This window comes from Moorena sp. SIO4A5, assembly GCF_010672005.1.
GTDB lineage: Bacteria > Cyanobacteriota > Cyanobacteriia > Cyanobacteriales > Coleofasciculaceae > Moorena.
In genome coordinates this window covers 58742-74577 of record NZ_JAAHHZ010000031.1, presented here as the reverse complement: position 1 = coordinate 74577, position 15836 = coordinate 58742, and the positions used below count along the sequence as shown (strand labels likewise).

Below are 15836 nucleotides of genomic sequence, written 5' to 3'. Positions count from 1 at the left end.
TATCAGAATGTTCAATTCCACGATAGATTTCCTCTTGAAAATCACTGCCCGGAGGAATACTTTCTTGGTCAAACCAAGTCGTTTTACCCTGTAACTGCAATGCCTCATTTAACTTCCTAGCCAAATCTGAATCAGTACGGGAATAAGAAATAAAAACGTCTAGATAAGATTCATGCTGTTGATTCCTGCTAGCCGCCAGAAATTCTTCATGTAATCCTAGGGGTGGATGTTCCAGGCGTTGCCGATTTACGTTCAGCCAGTTTTCGTAATAGTTTAAATTGTGACCCCGCAATAAAATGCTAGAATTACGGTTTTGGCTCAGCCATTTGATCGCTTTGACTAACAAAAGCTTATGCTCTTCGTAATAGAGAGCATCTTGATTTAATTCTTTTAATAATTGAGCAGCCATTAAGCGGTAGTTTCCTTCATGGTTAGACTTAGTAAAATCTAGGAATTGTAATGAACTAATTTTTGGTGGTATTTGGTCAATATCCGTGTCTTCAATCAGTAGTGATATAATCCGTTTATTGTGAGCAAAGGCGTGTTCAAGTTCTTGCTGACAGTATTTTGATTGACTCGAATTGGGTGAAATTAAGTAAATGACATTATCAGCTTCCTCAATTCCTTGGTTGATTGCCGCTTGGAAGTCTATACCGGTTTTAATATCAGTTTCAGGTTTCCAGATTGTGATTCCTTCCCGCATCAGGGTTTTGCTAAGTTTATCCTTGATATCTTGATCTTTATCAGAATAAGAGATAAACACTTGGGTCATTAAATTATTGGCATTTTTTGTGCTTTCACAAATAAACTCACAATGTAAATCCGTTGGCACACAAGGAGCTTGCTCTTTTTTAAACCGTACCTTTAACCAAGATTCAGCTTGAATCCGTTCTGACTGGATTAACAGGTGGTTAGTTTGTTGTTGATTTCTGTCCCACTCCAGAGCTTTAACTAAAAACCGAGTATGCTGTTCTACATAATCAGCATGCTTACGGATGGAATTCATTAATTGTTTAAAGGATGCTTCAAAATTGTTGATTTTATCTTGGAAATAAATCCAGTTAAGTTTACGGATAATCGTAGGAATTTTGTCCCGAGGGGATTTAACATGCACTAAAGGAATAATGCGTTTATTGTATTTAATAGCCAGTTCAATTTCTTTGAGGCAGTATTTTGAATTAACGGAATGGGGGGAAATGATAAAAATGAAGTTATGAGTTCTCTCAATGCCATTATCAATCTGATGCTGCCAATCTACAGCAGGCGGAATGTCCTTCTGGTCAAACCAGACCGTTAAGCCCAATTGTGTTAGTCTAGCTTCAAGTTTAGTAGCAAAGGCTTTGCTGTCAGCACGTCCGTAGGAGATAAAGGCATCGAAAAATATAGTCATTTGTCCAGGGGTCTAAGTGAGGAGATCTACTTAACACTACACTTGTAACACCCTGGATTTCGTAAATCGAGCAAGCTTGAAGAGTTGTGAGAGCGATGCAGAGGTGCTTTTTCCGTAGGCGAATTAAATTCGCCTACGGAAAAAGCACCATTACGGTCTTGGGGAGGCAGCGCGGTCTTGGGGGTCTCCCCCATGAGCGACTGCCGTGGTTTCCCCCACTCGCTATTGCATCAAGACAAGGAAATAGGGGCAACAGATGGGTAACGGATAGGTAACGGATATAACCAATGGGGAGCAGCTGAAGAATAGTTAGGATTGAGGTGTCACCTCTGGTGCTCTGCCCATCGGATGAATTTACACCACAAGAAAGCCAGTCTGTCAAGCACGTAAATGATATTATAAATGATCTCATTTAGTATCGACTTTCTTAGACGGAGAGGTGTTTTTTTCCTGAGCCTCAGACTCCTGGGTTTCACCATAGAGTTCTGCTAGTGCATCATTCATCTCTTGCACCCAGCCTACATTTTCGTTTTGGATGGTTTTCTCTGTACTGATCACCAATAACTCAAATTTTTCCAATTTTTCCTCGTCTGAGAGACCATGCCACCAAGTGCTTATATCGTACAAATCATCAGCTGCTTGGTTGTAAGCAATCAGCGTTGTCTCAACCCGTTTCAATTCCAGGAAACTCGAAAATGCTGCAGCAAAGGCTGTACTGACCGCCACCCAGATGTCTTCACCCAGCGCCACCAGAAATGAACCCACACCGCCCAAGATATATACTCCCCACTGGTAGCCATGCAATTGTATATCAAGTTTCCTAGTTCGCTTTCGGTACCACTTAAACTGGTCTTCCACTCGCCAGACTAGGTAGTGTTCGGGGGTGAGGTCAGAAAACTTATCGTCTTGATGATGCTGTTGAGCTTCCTGATGTTTCTTGTCCTTGCTTTTCTTGTCTTTGCTTAAGGATGAGCGTTTTCTACGGGAAACTTCCCCCTCGTAGGGGCTAAAACTAGTGTGGTGAACTGTGGTTCCTTTTAGCCTTTGACTAATCACCTTGACCTTGCGTGCCAGCTTAGCATCCCGCGACGTGTTATCACTGTATTCCCCAACTTGCGCACGGTAACAGTAAATTTCCTTTTTAATTGCCTCGGCACTACCCCGTAACAGAATCCAATTGCCACCTTTGTCGAACTTAACTGCACCTGCTAGTAGTACACTTAGAGCAATTGGCACTAGTAGAAGAATGTAGTGAATTACTTTGACCGTCTGGTGTGAATCACCAAGGACGTCTACCAACTCTGAGTGGACCACAGCTAGCAAGGTAGCCAACACACTCAATACCAGAATTCCTATCCGCAGCAGGAAGAAACGTTTCTGAGCCGCTGTGGCATTTTTGCTGTAGGTACGCTGACGTTCCCAAGCACGTTTGAGGGTTGGGTTTGGCCCAGGGGAGTATGTAGGCTCAACTTCTGACGTCATGGCAGTCTAAGCTGTTGTGCATTTAAACTGTATAAGCGCGTGAAATCACATAAAAAAGATAGATCTCAGTCCCCTTTTGCCTTTAGCATGCATGCCTAAAGCCATTGCTAAAACAGATTTAAAATGCGTTTTAGCTTATGTACTCTTGACTGTGTACCTTGACTGTCTGGTCTGTCCCTCCATGATGATTTTAGTCAATTCACTGAATGGTTGTGAGAGGTCGTAACAGGTCAAATGATTTTGTTGCAAGTGATTTGGTTGTAATAGTTCGGTAACAGATTCTCGTGCTTCTTGTTCTGGATACCGTACTGCCATAGTAATTTCATCTGCCAACCGACCACTGCCCCCAAGAACTACCAATGGTCGTCCAGCTTTCTTGTTTTCAAATAAGTCTAGCAAGGTAATCGGCCCACCGTTAGCCATTACTGTCACTGATGGCTTTCCGTCTGCCAGGGTAGTAGCTATACGAGCCAACCAGGGGGATTCATCACCCCAGGTAGATCCAGGAATCAGCACAAAATGAGTATGATTTGGCTCCAGTGATGTTTGATCAGAAGATGAGGGGGGTGCATCAGGAAGCGCAATCTTGCCCACTGGGGCAATACCTACTAAGGGAAAGGTGCCAGCAATCTCAGCACGAGCTTGCCCCATCATCTGCATCACCCCAGTATCGGTACCGCCATCCACCACACATGCTCCGAGGGTTTCAGCAATGGGAGCTAGTACATTGACAAACAACAAGCGCAGACGAGCCATACTCTGATCACTCATCTTACTTGCCCCCCCGACTACCACTAGAACCGGACGGGAGCCGTGAAGACCGATTTGGTTCAGGGCAGCAGACAAGTCCATAGAATGATCCACTTGAATAGCACAAGCCGTTTGCCCATTCTTGAAGGTGAGTGTGAGAGGCTGGTTATTTAAGAACTGCTTGAAGATGAGATGGTTTGGCTTGTTTCCATGCTGGGACAAAGCACCAGACTTAGCTAAAACTCTCCTCTTGAGCAATCGGGGGGGAGCGATGCCTGCGCATCTAGCCATTAAGACCTTTTGGTGATCTGTTCGCTTTTGCTTTGTCTTGGCAGATAGAAACATTTAAAATTACCTATAGTGGTTTATAATATTTTATCTGCTAGATCATGCTCAGGGACATCAGCTGATCGGACATCTCGAAATTGGCGGTAACATTTTGTACATCCTCCAACTCTTCCAGAGCATCCATTAATTTTAAAAGCGTCCGCGCCAGATCTGGGTCAGTCACTTCCACCGTATTACTAGGAATCCAGCGCAACTGCGCCTCACTGACCTCAAAGCCCTGATTTTTCAATATTTGACTCAGGTTTTCCAGGTTGCTAACTTCTGTAAATACCTCAGCCGTTACACCTTCGGAATCCTCGTTCAACTCATAAGTTTGAGCTCCCCCTTCAAGGGATGCTTCAAACAAATGGTCCTCTGTGATATCACCCGTAAGCGTAACGATACCTTTTTGCTCAAAAATCCAGCTAACGCAGCCTGTTTCACCCAGATTGCCACCATTCTTAGTAAATGCTGAGCGCAGGTCAGCTGCTGTCCGATTCCGATTATCAGTAAAAGCTTCGATCAAGATAGCAACGCCTCCTGGACCATACCCCTCATAGCGAATTTCTTCGAGATTGTCACTCTCATTGCCTAGGGTACCTGCTCCTTTTGCGATCGCTCTTTCAATGTTCTCATTGGGAATCCCTGCTGCCTTCGCCTTTTCCACCGCTTGCCGCAGCTGAAAATTACCCTCCGGATCCGGGATGCCATTGCGAGCAGCTACTATAATCTCCCGAGAGATTTTAGCAAAGGTCTTACCTTTAACTGCGTCAACCCTCGCTTTCTGACGCTTAATATTTGCCCATTTACTATGTCCTGCCATAACGGTTAAGTTGATTACAACCCAACTAACAAAATACCTCCACTTCTTGGTTTAAGCATATAACCTACCCAAGTCATTCCATAATATAATATAATATTATTTATTCTAGGATAGCTACTAACTTAAGGAAATAAAGTCCATGGTAAATGGTAGATCTTAAATGGTTCTTGGTCAAGGCAGTAGCCCTTTGGAGATTAGGGGTAGCATTACTTGAACTGTAGTTTGTTCTCCTAGTATACTATCTATTGTTAATTTACCACCGTGTAACTCAGCTAGACGTTTAGCAATCAGCAGCCCCAACTCTGAGCCTTGTTGTTCGTAAAGGTTACCTTTAAACTGTAAGTCAGCTTCCAATTCAGCCATTTCAGCTTTAGATATCCCTTGTCCCTTGTCCTGCACTGACAAGATAAACGTATTATTTTATGAATAGCTATTGACCCAAACAGGTGTTCCCTCTTCTGATAATTTAAAGGCATTATTAATTAACTCTTCCAACAGTTTATTAAGTCGATTTTGGGACATAGGAATAGTAGCCTCTTGCCAATCTAATTGCAAATCCTCAACCCGTCCTGTCTTTTGAGCAAGATTCTGAATCAAATTAGCCAGAACCGGATTAGGCAATTTACTGGTAGTCTTTCGCAGATTTTCCAGTTTATTGGAATCTGTAGCGATTATTTCAAGTTCTGCATAAAGTAAAAAGTTCTGAATTAACCTTAATAACCGTTCAGCCTACTGATGGATATCTTCTGCCATAGTCTTAATTTGATATCGTTCCAAACTATCCCATTTATCCATAATTAGTTTGGAAATATCCAGAATCAGATTTAGGGGTTTATCCATTTCATAGGGCAAATACAGTGTAATATTGCTGCGCAAATAATCCAGTTTTTTATCTTTTTGCAACTCAAGGGCAGCTTGCTTTTCCAATCTAGTAGTAATTGCTCCTAGTAGTTCTACTCTAGTAAATGGCTTGGTTAGATAATCATCTGCTCCTAATTCCATTCCTTGGCGCTGATCAGTTTTTTCATCTCTAGCTGTGAGAAACATAAAAGGAATGGTTGCCGTATCAGGATGTTTGCGCAAGATCTGCAATACCTCATAACTATCAAATTCTGGCATCATAACATCGCAAATCCTAAAATATGTTAGGCATGCTGGGCTAACTCGATACCAATCCGACCATTACTACCAGCAATCGCCTCAAAGTCTTCAGCCTCCAGTAACTCCAGTATATTTTCTCGTACTGAAGGTTCATCTTCAATTAACATAATTTTTGTTCTTACCATTTTTTTGCGCTTTGTGAAACTAATCTAATTGACTTGAGGTAGTGGGAACCCAATACCGCTATTGAGTAAACGTTTAAATTCTGGCGCTGGTAAAGCCCTACTAATCAAATGACCCTGAACTCGATCACATTTATGAGAATAAATAAAATCAAATTCTTCTTGAGTTTCTACTCCTTCAGCAATCAGTTGTAGATTTAAACTTTTTGCCATTTGTATAATGGCCTTAGTAATAGCAGCCTGGTTAGGTTTATGCTCAATCTTACGGACAAAGCACTGATCAATTTTGATGACATCAAAGGGAAATTGTTGTAAATAGCTTAATGAAGAATATCCGGTTCCAAAATCATCAATTGCAATTTCTAATCCTAGGTTTTTTAATTCATATAACTGACGAATAGCAGTTTCAGTGTTTTTTACTAGTATACTTTCAGTTAGTTCTAGTTCTAGAGTTCGAGCGGTTAACTCAGTTGACTGCAAAATCTTGATCAAATTATGGTAAAAATCTGGTTTATTAAATTGAATAACTGATAAATTTACTGCTATACGAAAAGAGGTGAATCCATCATTTTGCCAGACTTTAGCTTGCTGACAAGCCTGCTGTAATACCCATTCTCCAATGGATATAATCAGACCCGTTTCTTCCGCGATTGGAATAAATTTTGCTGGGGGAATCAAACCAAGTTCTGGATGATGCCAACGTAATAGAGCTTCAGCACCAACAATTTTTCCTGTCTCGAGACTGATTTGGGGTTGATAGTAAACCTGGAATTCTTCCCGTTCCAAAGCATAGCGTAAGCTACTCTGCAAGGTAAGATAATTTGAAGAATTGACATTCAAGGAACTGGTGTAAAACTGATATTGATCACCACCGTGACGCTTTGCCTGAAGCATCGCCTGGTTGGCATGATTGAGTAATTGTTCAACGTCTTCACCATCACGGGGATAAATGGTAATACCAATACTGGCGGTGATAAAAACTTCTTGATCATCCAGAACGATGGTTTGAGAGAGGCTCTCAAGAATGCTTTGGACAACATTGATGACATCTTGTTTGTGTTGAGCTGTGGCTATAATAACGGCAAATTGATCGCCATTTAAACGAGCAACTGTACCCTGATTATCCACACAATAAGTTAGGCGTTGAGCCACAAATTTGAGTAAGTAATCACCCCAAAAATGACCGAGATTATTGTTAACTTGATTAAACCGATCTAAACCCAAACACAGAAAGGTAAGCAGTTTGTGATTATCGTCGATGTGTTGTTTTACTTGCTTAAACCGTTCTCGCAACGACAGCCGATTAGGTAGGTTTGTCAAGCTGTCATGGCGGATTAAGTAATTGAGTTTATTTTTAGCTTCCTGAAGTTCAGTATTGTAATGCTTATGAACAGCAGCTTTTTTTTTGAGTCTACTGGAAATTGACCCGAGGAGTTCTGCTCTGGTAAAGGGTTTGGTAATATAGTCGTCTGCCCCTAGTTCCATACCCTGACGAAAATCATTTTTAGCAGCCTTTGCTGTCAAAAAAATAAAAGGAACTGTTGCCATCATTGAGTCTTGACGCAGGGATGTTAAGACACTGTAACCGTCCATTTCCGGCATCATGACATCACAGATAATTAAATCTGGGATAGTTCCTTTAGCTAAATTAACACCAACACGACCATTTTCTGCTCCAATGACATCAAATCCTTCGGCGTCGAGGAGTTCTATAATGTTTTCCCGGACAAATTCTTCATCTTCAATCACTAATATTTTTCTCATCATTAATTTGATAGCAAGTAATATATTGGCAGGGTTACAGTAAATGTTGTACCGACAGTGACCTCACTTTCTAGATCAATTTGACCTTGGTAGATATCGAGACACTTTTTGACAATTGCCAGTCCTAAGCCAGTGCCGGTAATTGTCCCCACATTCGTACCTCGATGGAAGGTCTCAAAGAGTAGTCCTTGGTCTTCTTCAGGAATACCAATACCTTGATCGCTGATTTTAAAGATAGCCTGATTGGCAGAGCAAGTGAGTTTAAGCTCAACTGTACTGTGCTATGCTACCTTTGGGAGAATACTTCAGTGCATTACTCAGCAAATTCTCCAAAATTTGCCTAAGCAATTTTTCATCCATATACGGTCGGGCGGATGATAACGAACTAGCCGCATTATTTTTTCCATGATTACTACCTAATTTTTTTTAAAACTTTTCTAAGCTATAAGTAAATTTTATTGTGTGCTCATTTCGTTCATTAAGCTGGATTTTATAAATTAAATCGGTGCAAAAACTTTCCAAGTCTATCGGCTTTAGCTGTAACTCTATTTTACCGGCTTATACCTTGCAAATCAGCAAGATATCATTCAAAATTATGGTTATATATTGAACCATGTTTTTAATGCGATGTAGGTGATGTTTTTTTTTAGATTTTGATCATTTTGTTCCGTAATGTCCCAGTAAATTCGCTGATGAATAAATCGTTATTATAGGGGTACAAAATTCGTAAAGTTTCATGGTTATAAACCTGGATTTTAGCTCCCCAAGTTGTTTCTATTTAGCCAGTGCATTTATGATTTATACTTCCGTTTGTTTCCGTTTAGTGATATCTCTATCAACTCCTCGATAACCACAAAACTTGCCAAGACGATCAAAAATTGGTACACCACTGGTTTCCAGAACCACTAACTGACGATTTTTATTAATTCTGGTATTTTCCAAGTTGCTAAAGGGCTGTTTTAAAACGGTAAAGGAAGCTAAAATTTCCATCACACGTTTTGCCTCTTCCTTTAACATTAAGTCAAAGGGAGTTTTGCCAACTACTTCTGATGGTTCATAACCGAGTAAGTCCCAGATTTTGGGACTAGCGTAGGTATAGACAGCATTTTCATCCATCTCCCACATCCAATTGCTACTAATTTCTACGACATTACGAAACCGCTCTTCACTCTGCCGCAACTGCTCTTCTGCCTTCTGGCGCTCAATAATCTCCCCCTTGAGTGCTTGGTTCGCTTTCCTCAGAGCAGCGGTACGTTGTTGAACTCTGACTTCCAAAGCATCATTGACTTGTGCTAGGGTGAGTCGTGCTTCAATACGCTCAGTGATATCCTGGACAATAACAGCAACTTCATCTAACCCACTTTTAACAATACGAGCCTCAAAGTAGCGGAGTTTACCATCTTGTCTGACTGGGGACTCAATAACTTGCATCTCATCACTTTCTAGGGCTATTTCCACATGCTCCCAAATTAATCCTGCTACCTCAGTGGGTAAACAGTTATGTAAATGTTTCCCAATACAGTTATTGGTGAGAAACAGCACAGGGTTTTCAATGGCCGCTTTCCAATCCAAGTAAAAGCCATCCCGATTGACACGAAAGATTACATCTGGTATCGCTTCTAAGAGGGCTCGGTTTCTAGCCTCGCTTACTTTTAGTGCAGACTCTTTTTGTTTAAGTTCTTGGCTTTGTTTTTGATAGAGTTGCTCAAGTTCTTGGTGGGTTAGGGCAATGGCAAAATGATCGGCGATCCCTCGGATAAAGGCAATTTCTTGGACTGTCCATTCTCGTTCGTGTACGCACTGATACAAGGTCATACTACCTAGACAAGACTGCCCATGCAGCAGTGGCACCATCATGATGGCACGGAGGTCACATGGATAGGTTAATTCCTTCAGTTCTGGTGGGAGTTTTCCCTCCGATTCAGGAATAATCAACGGTTTGCCCTGAGCTAGCCAGGAGTGATAACTCTGAAAGAGGTGGCGAAATACCTCGATCAGACATGGCTCGCCTGTACTCTCCACTGATTGGGTAATGGGAAAGCTAACTTGATGAGTTGCCATAGCTGGAGGGTCGTGAGTGGGAAACATTAAACAGCCACTCACTTGCAAGATTTGATGTAATTGATTAGCTATGGTGGGTAGCAATTCATTGAGGACTAACGTCCCCCTTGTAACCTGGGCAATCTGGTTAATCATTTCCGCTTGGACTTTCAAGAGGTGATAGTCCACTCTTTGATGTCCAGTGCTCGATTCCATGGGTGTATGCTCAGGTAACATAACCAATAAAATTAGCTAAGAGCCGAACTGTCTAGCCTAGACTGGACATAGAGGCAACCGCCATCAATTCTACGCTGTACCATAATTTTCAGCCCATCCCCACCAATCAATTCGGGGGATTTGAGGTCAGTTGTCCATGCTTGTTTATTTGTGTCAGTTGTTTTGCAGCTACTAGCTTTTAGCTATGGGCTAATTGCTAATTACATGCATGGAACTGACCATTGACCACTGACCATTGCAAGGCGTCGATTCATGCCCATACCAAGAACATAGGGGCAACACTCGCCGCCCAACCTTAGGTGATGGTAAGATGTTATACCACCACTAGATGCCTAAATTGTTGCACAGTCTTAATTTCTAGCCCTCGTGGAAACTACGGTGTCTTAGCTAGTTTGTCTATTTTGACACCTGTAAATTCACGAACAGTTAGTGTATCATTGGTCTTTGGTGATTGGTTATGGGTCAAAGCGCGTCCCTCAGCCAGATTAGCCCTAGGTCTTACCCGTTCGCGCCACTGTCGCCCCTTGGGCGAAGGGAAGTGTGAGATGATGAGTCAAAGGAGACTATGGCTGTAGACTATTGACAAAAACAACTTTGTATGTTATGGAAGCTTATACCCTTCAATTAAACCGGAGGACATCTTCTGTCTGACTCAGGTGAGAGGTATCTCCATTCAGTTCCATCACCCACTGTTTTTCTTGGCGCACTAGTTTAACTAAACAGCACAAGGATGCTTTAATGTTTTGTGTGGCACCCACTAGTCCCTGAGTGGTTCCAACTACTGATGGTCCGTGACCAACCAGTAGTAAATCTTCTGAAAATTGAGCGGTGATACGTTGTGCCGTTTCACCTGTTCGTTTGAGTAAAGCAACACTTGTTTCTGGATATTCAGGGATTACACAGGAAGTATAACTGGTGTCAATTCGCTGAAACTGCTTGTGCAATACTTCATTAGGCAGTCTTTCTGGTTCAGTTGCCATCCACTCAGGATTGAGCCATTCACTTAAACCCAACTCTAGCTTAATAGGTAAATCCAGAATTTCTGCGACTTGGTTAGCCGTTTGGACAGTTCGTAAAAACGGTGAGGCGAATATATGCCTAATTCCTTTTCCTACAAGGCGTTGACCCAGTTGCGCTGCTTGCAGTTCCCCATCTACTGAAAGCGGTGGATCATAGGGTCGCTCTGCCTTGTTGAACCATTCGGGGTTAACAAAGTCAAGGCGGTTTCCGTGTCTGGCAATCCAAACTGTTTGGGTCATCTTACCTTACACCTTCTTCGGGAATTTAGTTAAGTTATGTAAAATTTATTAAAATAATTTAACTGGAATCCCACAAAGCTTATCATCTGGTTTGGAAAACCAGCATGGTCTGCTTTAATTTTCTTAATTTAAATCTCACTGATAACGCCATCGAATTCAATGAAAACCGCTCAGGACTCTACAGATTTAGTTCGTACCTATTTAAAGGAAATCGGTCGTGTACCATTACTGACCCATGAGCAGGAAATTTCTTACGGGAAAAAGGTTAAACAGTTAACAACCTTAAAGGAAGTCAAAGAGTCCCTTGTCCAACAGCTGGGTCGTGAACCTACGTTTTCTGAGTGGGCAACAGCATCTTGCCTAACGGATTCTCAGTTAAAGTCTAGCATAGCTGTTGGTGAATCCGCTAAACGCAAGATGGTGGAAGCCAATTTGCGATTGGTGGTGGCAGTGGCAAAGAAATACATTAAGCGTAATCTCGAGTTGCTGGACTTGATTCAAGAGGGAACCATCGGCTTGCAGCGGGGTGTAGAAAAATTTGACCCTACCAAAGGCTATCGTTTTTCTACCTACGCCTACTGGTGGATAAGGCAGGCAATTACTCGTGCGATCGCAGAAAAAGGGCGCACGATTCGCCTTCCTATCCATATTACCGAGAAGTTAAACAAAATCAAAAAAGCCCAGCGCCAACTTTCCCAAAAGCTGGGACGAACAGCTACTATCTCAGAATTGGCAATTGAGTTGAACCTAACACCATCACAATTGCGCGAGTACTTCGAGCAAGCACGTCAACCCCTCTCTTTGGAGTTGCGAGTGGGGGATAACAAAGATACAGAATTAGTTGAGTTGCTCGAAGACACCGGTCCTGGACCAGAAGACTTTGTGACTCAATCGTTAATGCAGCTAGACTTAGAGAAATTCATGGATGATTTGACACCGCAGCAGAGGCAGGTGTTGAGACTCCGTTATGGCTTGGCAGAGGACGAACCAATGACATTAGCCAAAATTGGTCAACACCTCAACATCAGCCGTGAACGAGTGCGACAAATCGAACGAGAAGCGATCGCTAAACTTCGTAAGCGTCAAGGGGATATGCGGGAATATATCCCAGCTAGTTAATTTGTTCTGAGTTGGTTTAGTCATTAGTCATTAGCCACAATCACCAATGACTAATGACCAATAGGTGAGAAAATCAGATCCTAGATGGTTCGGTTCCACCTACTTTGCCATGGTCACTTGCCTGTTAAAGTAATTAGAAATACGAAGCAGTAGAGCTAAACAGATAAACATCATCATTGGCTGCCGACTCTAGTAGAAAAACCGGAATTAGCCATCGCTAGGAGGTAAAACGGTGAATAACGCATCCAATCCCAATCATGTTCCTGAGTTCTTTGATAAAGATTCTGACAATAATTTACTCTGGCAGTATGTTCAATCGATGAGTCCAGAAACCATTACCCAGCTGTCTAGACCAACGTCTTCGGAAGTCTATCAGGTGATGGAAAACAATATTATGGGAATGTTGGGAAACTTGCCTTCCCAAGACTTTGGGGTAACTATCAGTACTAGCCGTGAGAATCTAGGTCGCCTTTTGGCTTCAGCCATGGTTAGCGGCTATTTCCTTAGGAACGCTGAACAACGTATGGTTTTTGACAAGTCTTTGCAAATAGCTGAATCTCAATCTGTGGAGGAAGATTAGTCAAACCTTGGCCCCATAGGGCTGAATCTATAGATTTTTGATAGAAAATGCCCAATCGAATATCGGCAGATCATCACCTGAGTCTGTCGGTTTCTATTATTGAGGTTAGTGGACAGTAGGCAAAAGTATCACAAAGGTTGGCCATTGCCTCAAGTAATTTGCTATACTTTAACTATTATATTAGTGCCACGACCTTGTCTTAATTAATATTTCCCGAAAACCAAGGGTTTTGTAGTGACATTGGATCTGGTTCTAGAAATTTAATGGCGCACGAGGAATATTTCTTTGTGCTTTGGGAGATACCCCCTGGCGTTCGAATCAGCTTGCATTGGCGGGCTAAAGTTTATCTTGATAGACTTTGGTAGCTAAAAAGTATCGGAACAAAGAAGATCACTCTTGGACTGGTATACCAGAGCTGGTCGAGATTTACCTTGGCGACGAAGTTGGGAACCCTATAGCATCTGGGTGTCTGAAATTCTGCTAGAGCAGACCCAGGTCAAAACGGTCATTCCCTACTATCACCGCTGGATGGAGCAATTTCCCACCCTCGAACATCTGGCATCTGCTGATTTACAGCAAGTCCTCAAAGCTTGGGAGGGTCTGGGATATTACTCCCGTGCTCGCAACTTGCACGCCTGCGCTAAAACAATTATGCAGTGTCATGGTGGCGTTTTTCCCCAAGAGCTGAGCCAGGTCTTAGCATTATCAGGGATTGGTAGAACAACAGCAGGTGGTATTCTCAGCGCTGCCTTCAATCAGCCAGTGCCTATTCTCGATGGTAATGTTAAACGAGTAATAGCACGATTGGTAGCATTGTCGATACCACCTGCCAAAGCCACTCAACAATTATGGAAGCTATCAGAAGCCTTACTGGATCATCAACATCCTCGAGAGTAAAACCTACGGAATAATGGATTTGGGAGCAACTATCTGTACTCGGAAAACTCCCAATTGCCCTGATTGTCCCTGGAAAACTTACTGTCAGGCTTACAATCATGGTATTCAATCTGAAATACCTATGCGTGAACCATCTTCTCCCCTACCCACAAAAAATATCGGTGTCGCTGTGATTTGGAACGACCAGGGACAAATTCTAATCGACCGCCGACCTGCAAAAGGCTTATTGGGTGGTCTTTGGGAGTTTCCTGGTGGCAAAATTGAGCTTGGTGAAACTGTTCCGGAATGTATTAAACGGGAAATTCAGGAAGAATTGGGCATTGAGATTGAGGTTGGTGAACACCTGATCACAATTAATCACGCCTACAGCCACTTTCGTGTTGTGCTAAGTGTACACCACTGTCGCCATCTCAGTGGTGTTCCGCAACCTATTGAATGTGATGAGATTCGCTGGGTAACCTTAGATGAAGTAGATCAGTTTCCCTTCCCCAAAGCCAATACTCAGATTATTGCGGCTTTGCGCTCTCAAGACTGAACAGCGATTACCTGATCAGTTCAAGAAAACAACCTTAAACCTTAAACCTTAAACCTTAAACCTTAAACCCCATTTCCTATCGATAAATCGGTAAGGTGAAGTGAAAACAGCTGCCACCCTTGATAGGTGAATCAACCCAAATGCGACCATAGTGGGCACGGATAATCTTTTGACATAGGGCTAAGCCCAACCCATAGCCTTCTATAGCTTCGTCTCGCTTAAGGCGGAAGTGGTTTTCAAAAATGCGATCGCGATTTTCTTGTGGTATACCAGGACCATTGTCGCAAACGCTAACTTGAACTTTCTGGGTAGTACGGTGGATGCTAGACACAGCAATTTTCCCCCCTTTGGGAGTATACTTAATCGCATTATCCAGCAGGTTAATTAGCACCTGACGCACCAATTCTTCATCGCCGTAGACAGGAGGCAAGTCTTGTGGGATGTCGGTTTGCAGAACCTGAGCTTTGAGCTGAAACTGTTCATGCATCTGAACTAGAACGTCTTGGCAAAGTCTGCCAAAATTCAGCTTATGAGGTCGGATGTTGAATTCAGCATTACTTCCCTTCCTAGCTTGCAGCAGATCCACCACCATCCGGTTGATAGTGCGCAATTGATTACGAGCTTGCTCAAACAGCCGTGCCTTTAGCTGTGGCGTCAGCCCAGATTTTCTGCCATTCTGGGCTACTGGTTGCTCTAGCTGTAGGGTTTCCAAGGCAATGGATGCTGCTGTCAAAGGACTGCGCAAGTCGTGAGCTAACATGGATATGACTTGGTCTTTAAATTGCAGCTGCTCAAGCAATTCTTCTCTATCTTTCTTGAGGCGAAATACTTCGTCGGACAGTCGAATCAGTTCCAAGGCACAAGCCAGGGAACCAGCTGTCTCTGGTGATGTCTCAGCCGAGGAGTTAGATGAGCTAACAGTTGGTTGTAAAGGGAATCCTTGGGTAAGTTGGGTTTGGTTTTCTTCTAGAGAGCGTTGCCAGCGGGGCCACCAGTTCTTCAGCTGGGCAACTAGATTACTACCTGCAAGGGTTTGTTTGGGTTTCGGATTAATCTTAATCAGTGCTGGGGTTGCTACTAGCTTAAAGTGTTCAGCTAGATAGGGTTGTTCCCCAACATCCACAACCTTTAGTTCAAAGGGATACTCTGTCTTGAGAGTTTCCAGATAATGGTGGATAGACTGGAGCTGTTTACGGGAACCGGGACGTTCATCGACAAACAGCAGCAGTTGTAGAAAGGTTGGGGAGTTAGTGTATGTTTCTGTAGCTGCCTGCATGCAATTTGGTGTTAGCACTCTTAACCAATAAGGCTGGAATAAGACTAAGATTTGTTATTTTTTGTTGGTGATGT

Annotated in this window: 17 protein-coding genes; 4 read left to right on the top strand and 13 right to left on the bottom strand. The window is 42.7% G+C overall.

All coding sequences use genetic code 11. The features are described 5' to 3' along the window. The 12 genes from F6K57_RS11830 to F6K57_RS11775 form a co-directional block, all read right to left on the bottom strand. A partial coding sequence (locus F6K57_RS11830; RefSeq protein ID WP_293067697.1) for a toll/interleukin-1 receptor domain-containing protein occupies positions 1 to 1390 on the bottom strand: 1390 nt, incomplete at its 3' end. A 408-nt stretch (positions 1391 to 1798) separates the two neighbouring features. Further along, positions 1799 to 2872 (bottom strand): DUF4231 domain-containing protein, encoded by a 1074-nt coding sequence (locus F6K57_RS11825; protein WP_293037639.1) that lies wholly within the window; start codon positions 2870 to 2872, stop codon positions 1799 to 1801. Positions 2873 to 3007: 135 nt separating this feature from the next. Beyond that, a complete protein-coding gene (locus F6K57_RS11820; RefSeq protein WP_293067693.1) occupies positions 3008 to 3913 on the bottom strand; it encodes a hypothetical protein in 906 nt (301 codons plus the stop codon). Positions 3914 to 4004: 91 nt separating this feature from the next. Beyond that, positions 4005 to 4772: a YebC/PmpR family DNA-binding transcriptional regulator gene (locus F6K57_RS11815; protein ID WP_293027962.1), complete on the bottom strand. Its 768-nt coding sequence runs from the start codon at positions 4770 to 4772 to the stop codon at positions 4005 to 4007. 171 nt (positions 4773 to 4943) lie between these two features. Then, positions 4944 to 5171: an ATP-binding protein gene (locus F6K57_RS11810; protein ID WP_293067689.1), complete on the bottom strand. Its 228-nt coding sequence runs from the start codon at positions 5169 to 5171 to the stop codon at positions 4944 to 4946. A gap of 21 nt (positions 5172 to 5192) precedes the next feature. Then, entirely contained in the window at positions 5193 to 5393 is a 201-nt protein-coding gene (locus tag F6K57_RS11805) for a hypothetical protein (protein ID WP_293067686.1), read from the bottom strand. A gap of 108 nt (positions 5394 to 5501) precedes the next feature. Next, the gene (locus F6K57_RS11800) at positions 5502 to 5894 is read right to left on the bottom strand and encodes a response regulator (RefSeq protein ID WP_293037627.1); all 393 of its coding nucleotides are present in this window, start codon (positions 5892 to 5894) and stop codon (positions 5502 to 5504) included. 23 nt (positions 5895 to 5917) lie between these two features. Further along, complete coding sequence (locus F6K57_RS11795; protein WP_293037624.1) at positions 5918 to 6058, bottom strand: hypothetical protein; 141 nt, start codon at positions 6056 to 6058, stop codon at positions 5918 to 5920. Positions 6059 to 6082: 24 nt separating this feature from the next. Then, entirely contained in the window at positions 6083 to 7822 is a 1740-nt protein-coding gene (locus F6K57_RS11790; RefSeq protein ID WP_364302453.1) for an EAL domain-containing protein, read from the bottom strand. Continuing rightward, on the bottom strand, positions 7822 to 8046 hold the full coding sequence (locus F6K57_RS11785; protein WP_364302468.1) for a sensor histidine kinase: 225 nt from the start codon (positions 8044 to 8046) through the stop codon (positions 7822 to 7824). Before F6K57_RS11785 ends, F6K57_RS11790 begins: the two co-directional genes overlap by 1 nt. Before the next feature lie 571 nt (positions 8047 to 8617). After that, the gene (locus F6K57_RS11780) at positions 8618 to 10075 is read right to left on the bottom strand and encodes a PAS domain S-box protein (protein ID WP_293037621.1); all 1458 of its coding nucleotides are present in this window, start codon (positions 10073 to 10075) and stop codon (positions 8618 to 8620) included. A 641-nt stretch (positions 10076 to 10716) separates the two neighbouring features. Then, a complete protein-coding gene (locus tag F6K57_RS11775) occupies positions 10717 to 11355 on the bottom strand; it encodes a histidine phosphatase family protein (RefSeq protein WP_293029543.1) in 639 nt (212 codons plus the stop codon). 159 nt (positions 11356 to 11514) lie between these two features. On the opposite strand from F6K57_RS11775, the gene F6K57_RS11770 reads away from it, so the two are divergent. From F6K57_RS11770 to mutT, 4 genes are all read left to right on the top strand, one after another. Next, complete coding sequence (locus tag F6K57_RS11770; protein WP_293029540.1) at positions 11515 to 12474, top strand: RNA polymerase sigma factor, RpoD/SigA family; 960 nt, start codon at positions 11515 to 11517, stop codon at positions 12472 to 12474. Positions 12475 to 12706: 232 nt separating this feature from the next. After that, entirely contained in the window at positions 12707 to 13054 is a 348-nt protein-coding gene (locus F6K57_RS11765) for a DUF760 domain-containing protein (RefSeq protein ID WP_293029537.1), read from the top strand. Between the two features lie 396 nt (positions 13055 to 13450). Then, positions 13451 to 13951 (top strand): A/G-specific adenine glycosylase, encoded by a 501-nt coding sequence (locus F6K57_RS11760; RefSeq protein ID WP_293029534.1) that lies wholly within the window; start codon positions 13451 to 13453, stop codon positions 13949 to 13951. A gap of 121 nt (positions 13952 to 14072) precedes the next feature. After that, on the top strand, positions 14073 to 14486 hold the full coding sequence (gene mutT, locus F6K57_RS11755) for an 8-oxo-dGTP diphosphatase MutT (protein WP_202970699.1): 414 nt from the start codon (positions 14073 to 14075) through the stop codon (positions 14484 to 14486). A gap of 76 nt (positions 14487 to 14562) precedes the next feature. Here mutT and F6K57_RS11750 read toward each other — a convergent pair whose 3' ends face one another. Continuing rightward, positions 14563 to 15762: a histidine kinase gene (locus F6K57_RS11750; protein ID WP_293037618.1), complete on the bottom strand. Its 1200-nt coding sequence runs from the start codon at positions 15760 to 15762 to the stop codon at positions 14563 to 14565. Positions 15763 to 15836 lie beyond the last annotated feature (74 nt).

Coding starts and splice junctions, on each gene's coding strand:
- F6K57_RS11820 (WP_293067693.1), bottom strand. CDS start 3,913: ATGGCTAGATGCGCAGGCATCGCTCCCCCCCGATTGCTCAAGAGGAGA.
- F6K57_RS11825 (WP_293037639.1), bottom strand. CDS start 2,872: ATGACGTCAGAAGTTGAGCCTACATACTCCCCTGGGCCAAACCCAACC.
- mutT (WP_202970699.1), top strand. CDS start 14,073: ATGCGTGAACCATCTTCTCCCCTACCCACAAAAAATATCGGTGTCGCT.
- F6K57_RS11815 (WP_293027962.1), bottom strand. CDS start 4,772: ATGGCAGGACATAGTAAATGGGCAAATATTAAGCGTCAGAAAGCGAGG.
- F6K57_RS11770 (WP_293029540.1), top strand. CDS start 11,515: ATGAAAACCGCTCAGGACTCTACAGATTTAGTTCGTACCTATTTAAAG.
- F6K57_RS11795 (WP_293037624.1), bottom strand. CDS start 6,058: ATGGTAAGAACAAAAATTATGTTAATTGAAGATGAACCTTCAGTACGA.
- F6K57_RS11750 (WP_293037618.1), bottom strand. CDS start 15,762: ATGCAGGCAGCTACAGAAACATACACTAACTCCCCAACCTTTCTACAA.
- F6K57_RS11800 (WP_293037627.1), bottom strand. CDS start 5,894: ATGATGCCAGAATTTGATAGTTATGAGGTATTGCAGATCTTGCGCAAA.
- F6K57_RS11780 (WP_293037621.1), bottom strand. CDS start 10,075: ATGGAATCGAGCACTGGACATCAAAGAGTGGACTATCACCTCTTGAAA.
- F6K57_RS11790 (WP_364302453.1), bottom strand. CDS start 7,822: ATGATGAGAAAAATATTAGTGATTGAAGATGAAGAATTTGTCCGGGAA.
- F6K57_RS11775 (WP_293029543.1), bottom strand. CDS start 11,355: ATGACCCAAACAGTTTGGATTGCCAGACACGGAAACCGCCTTGACTTT.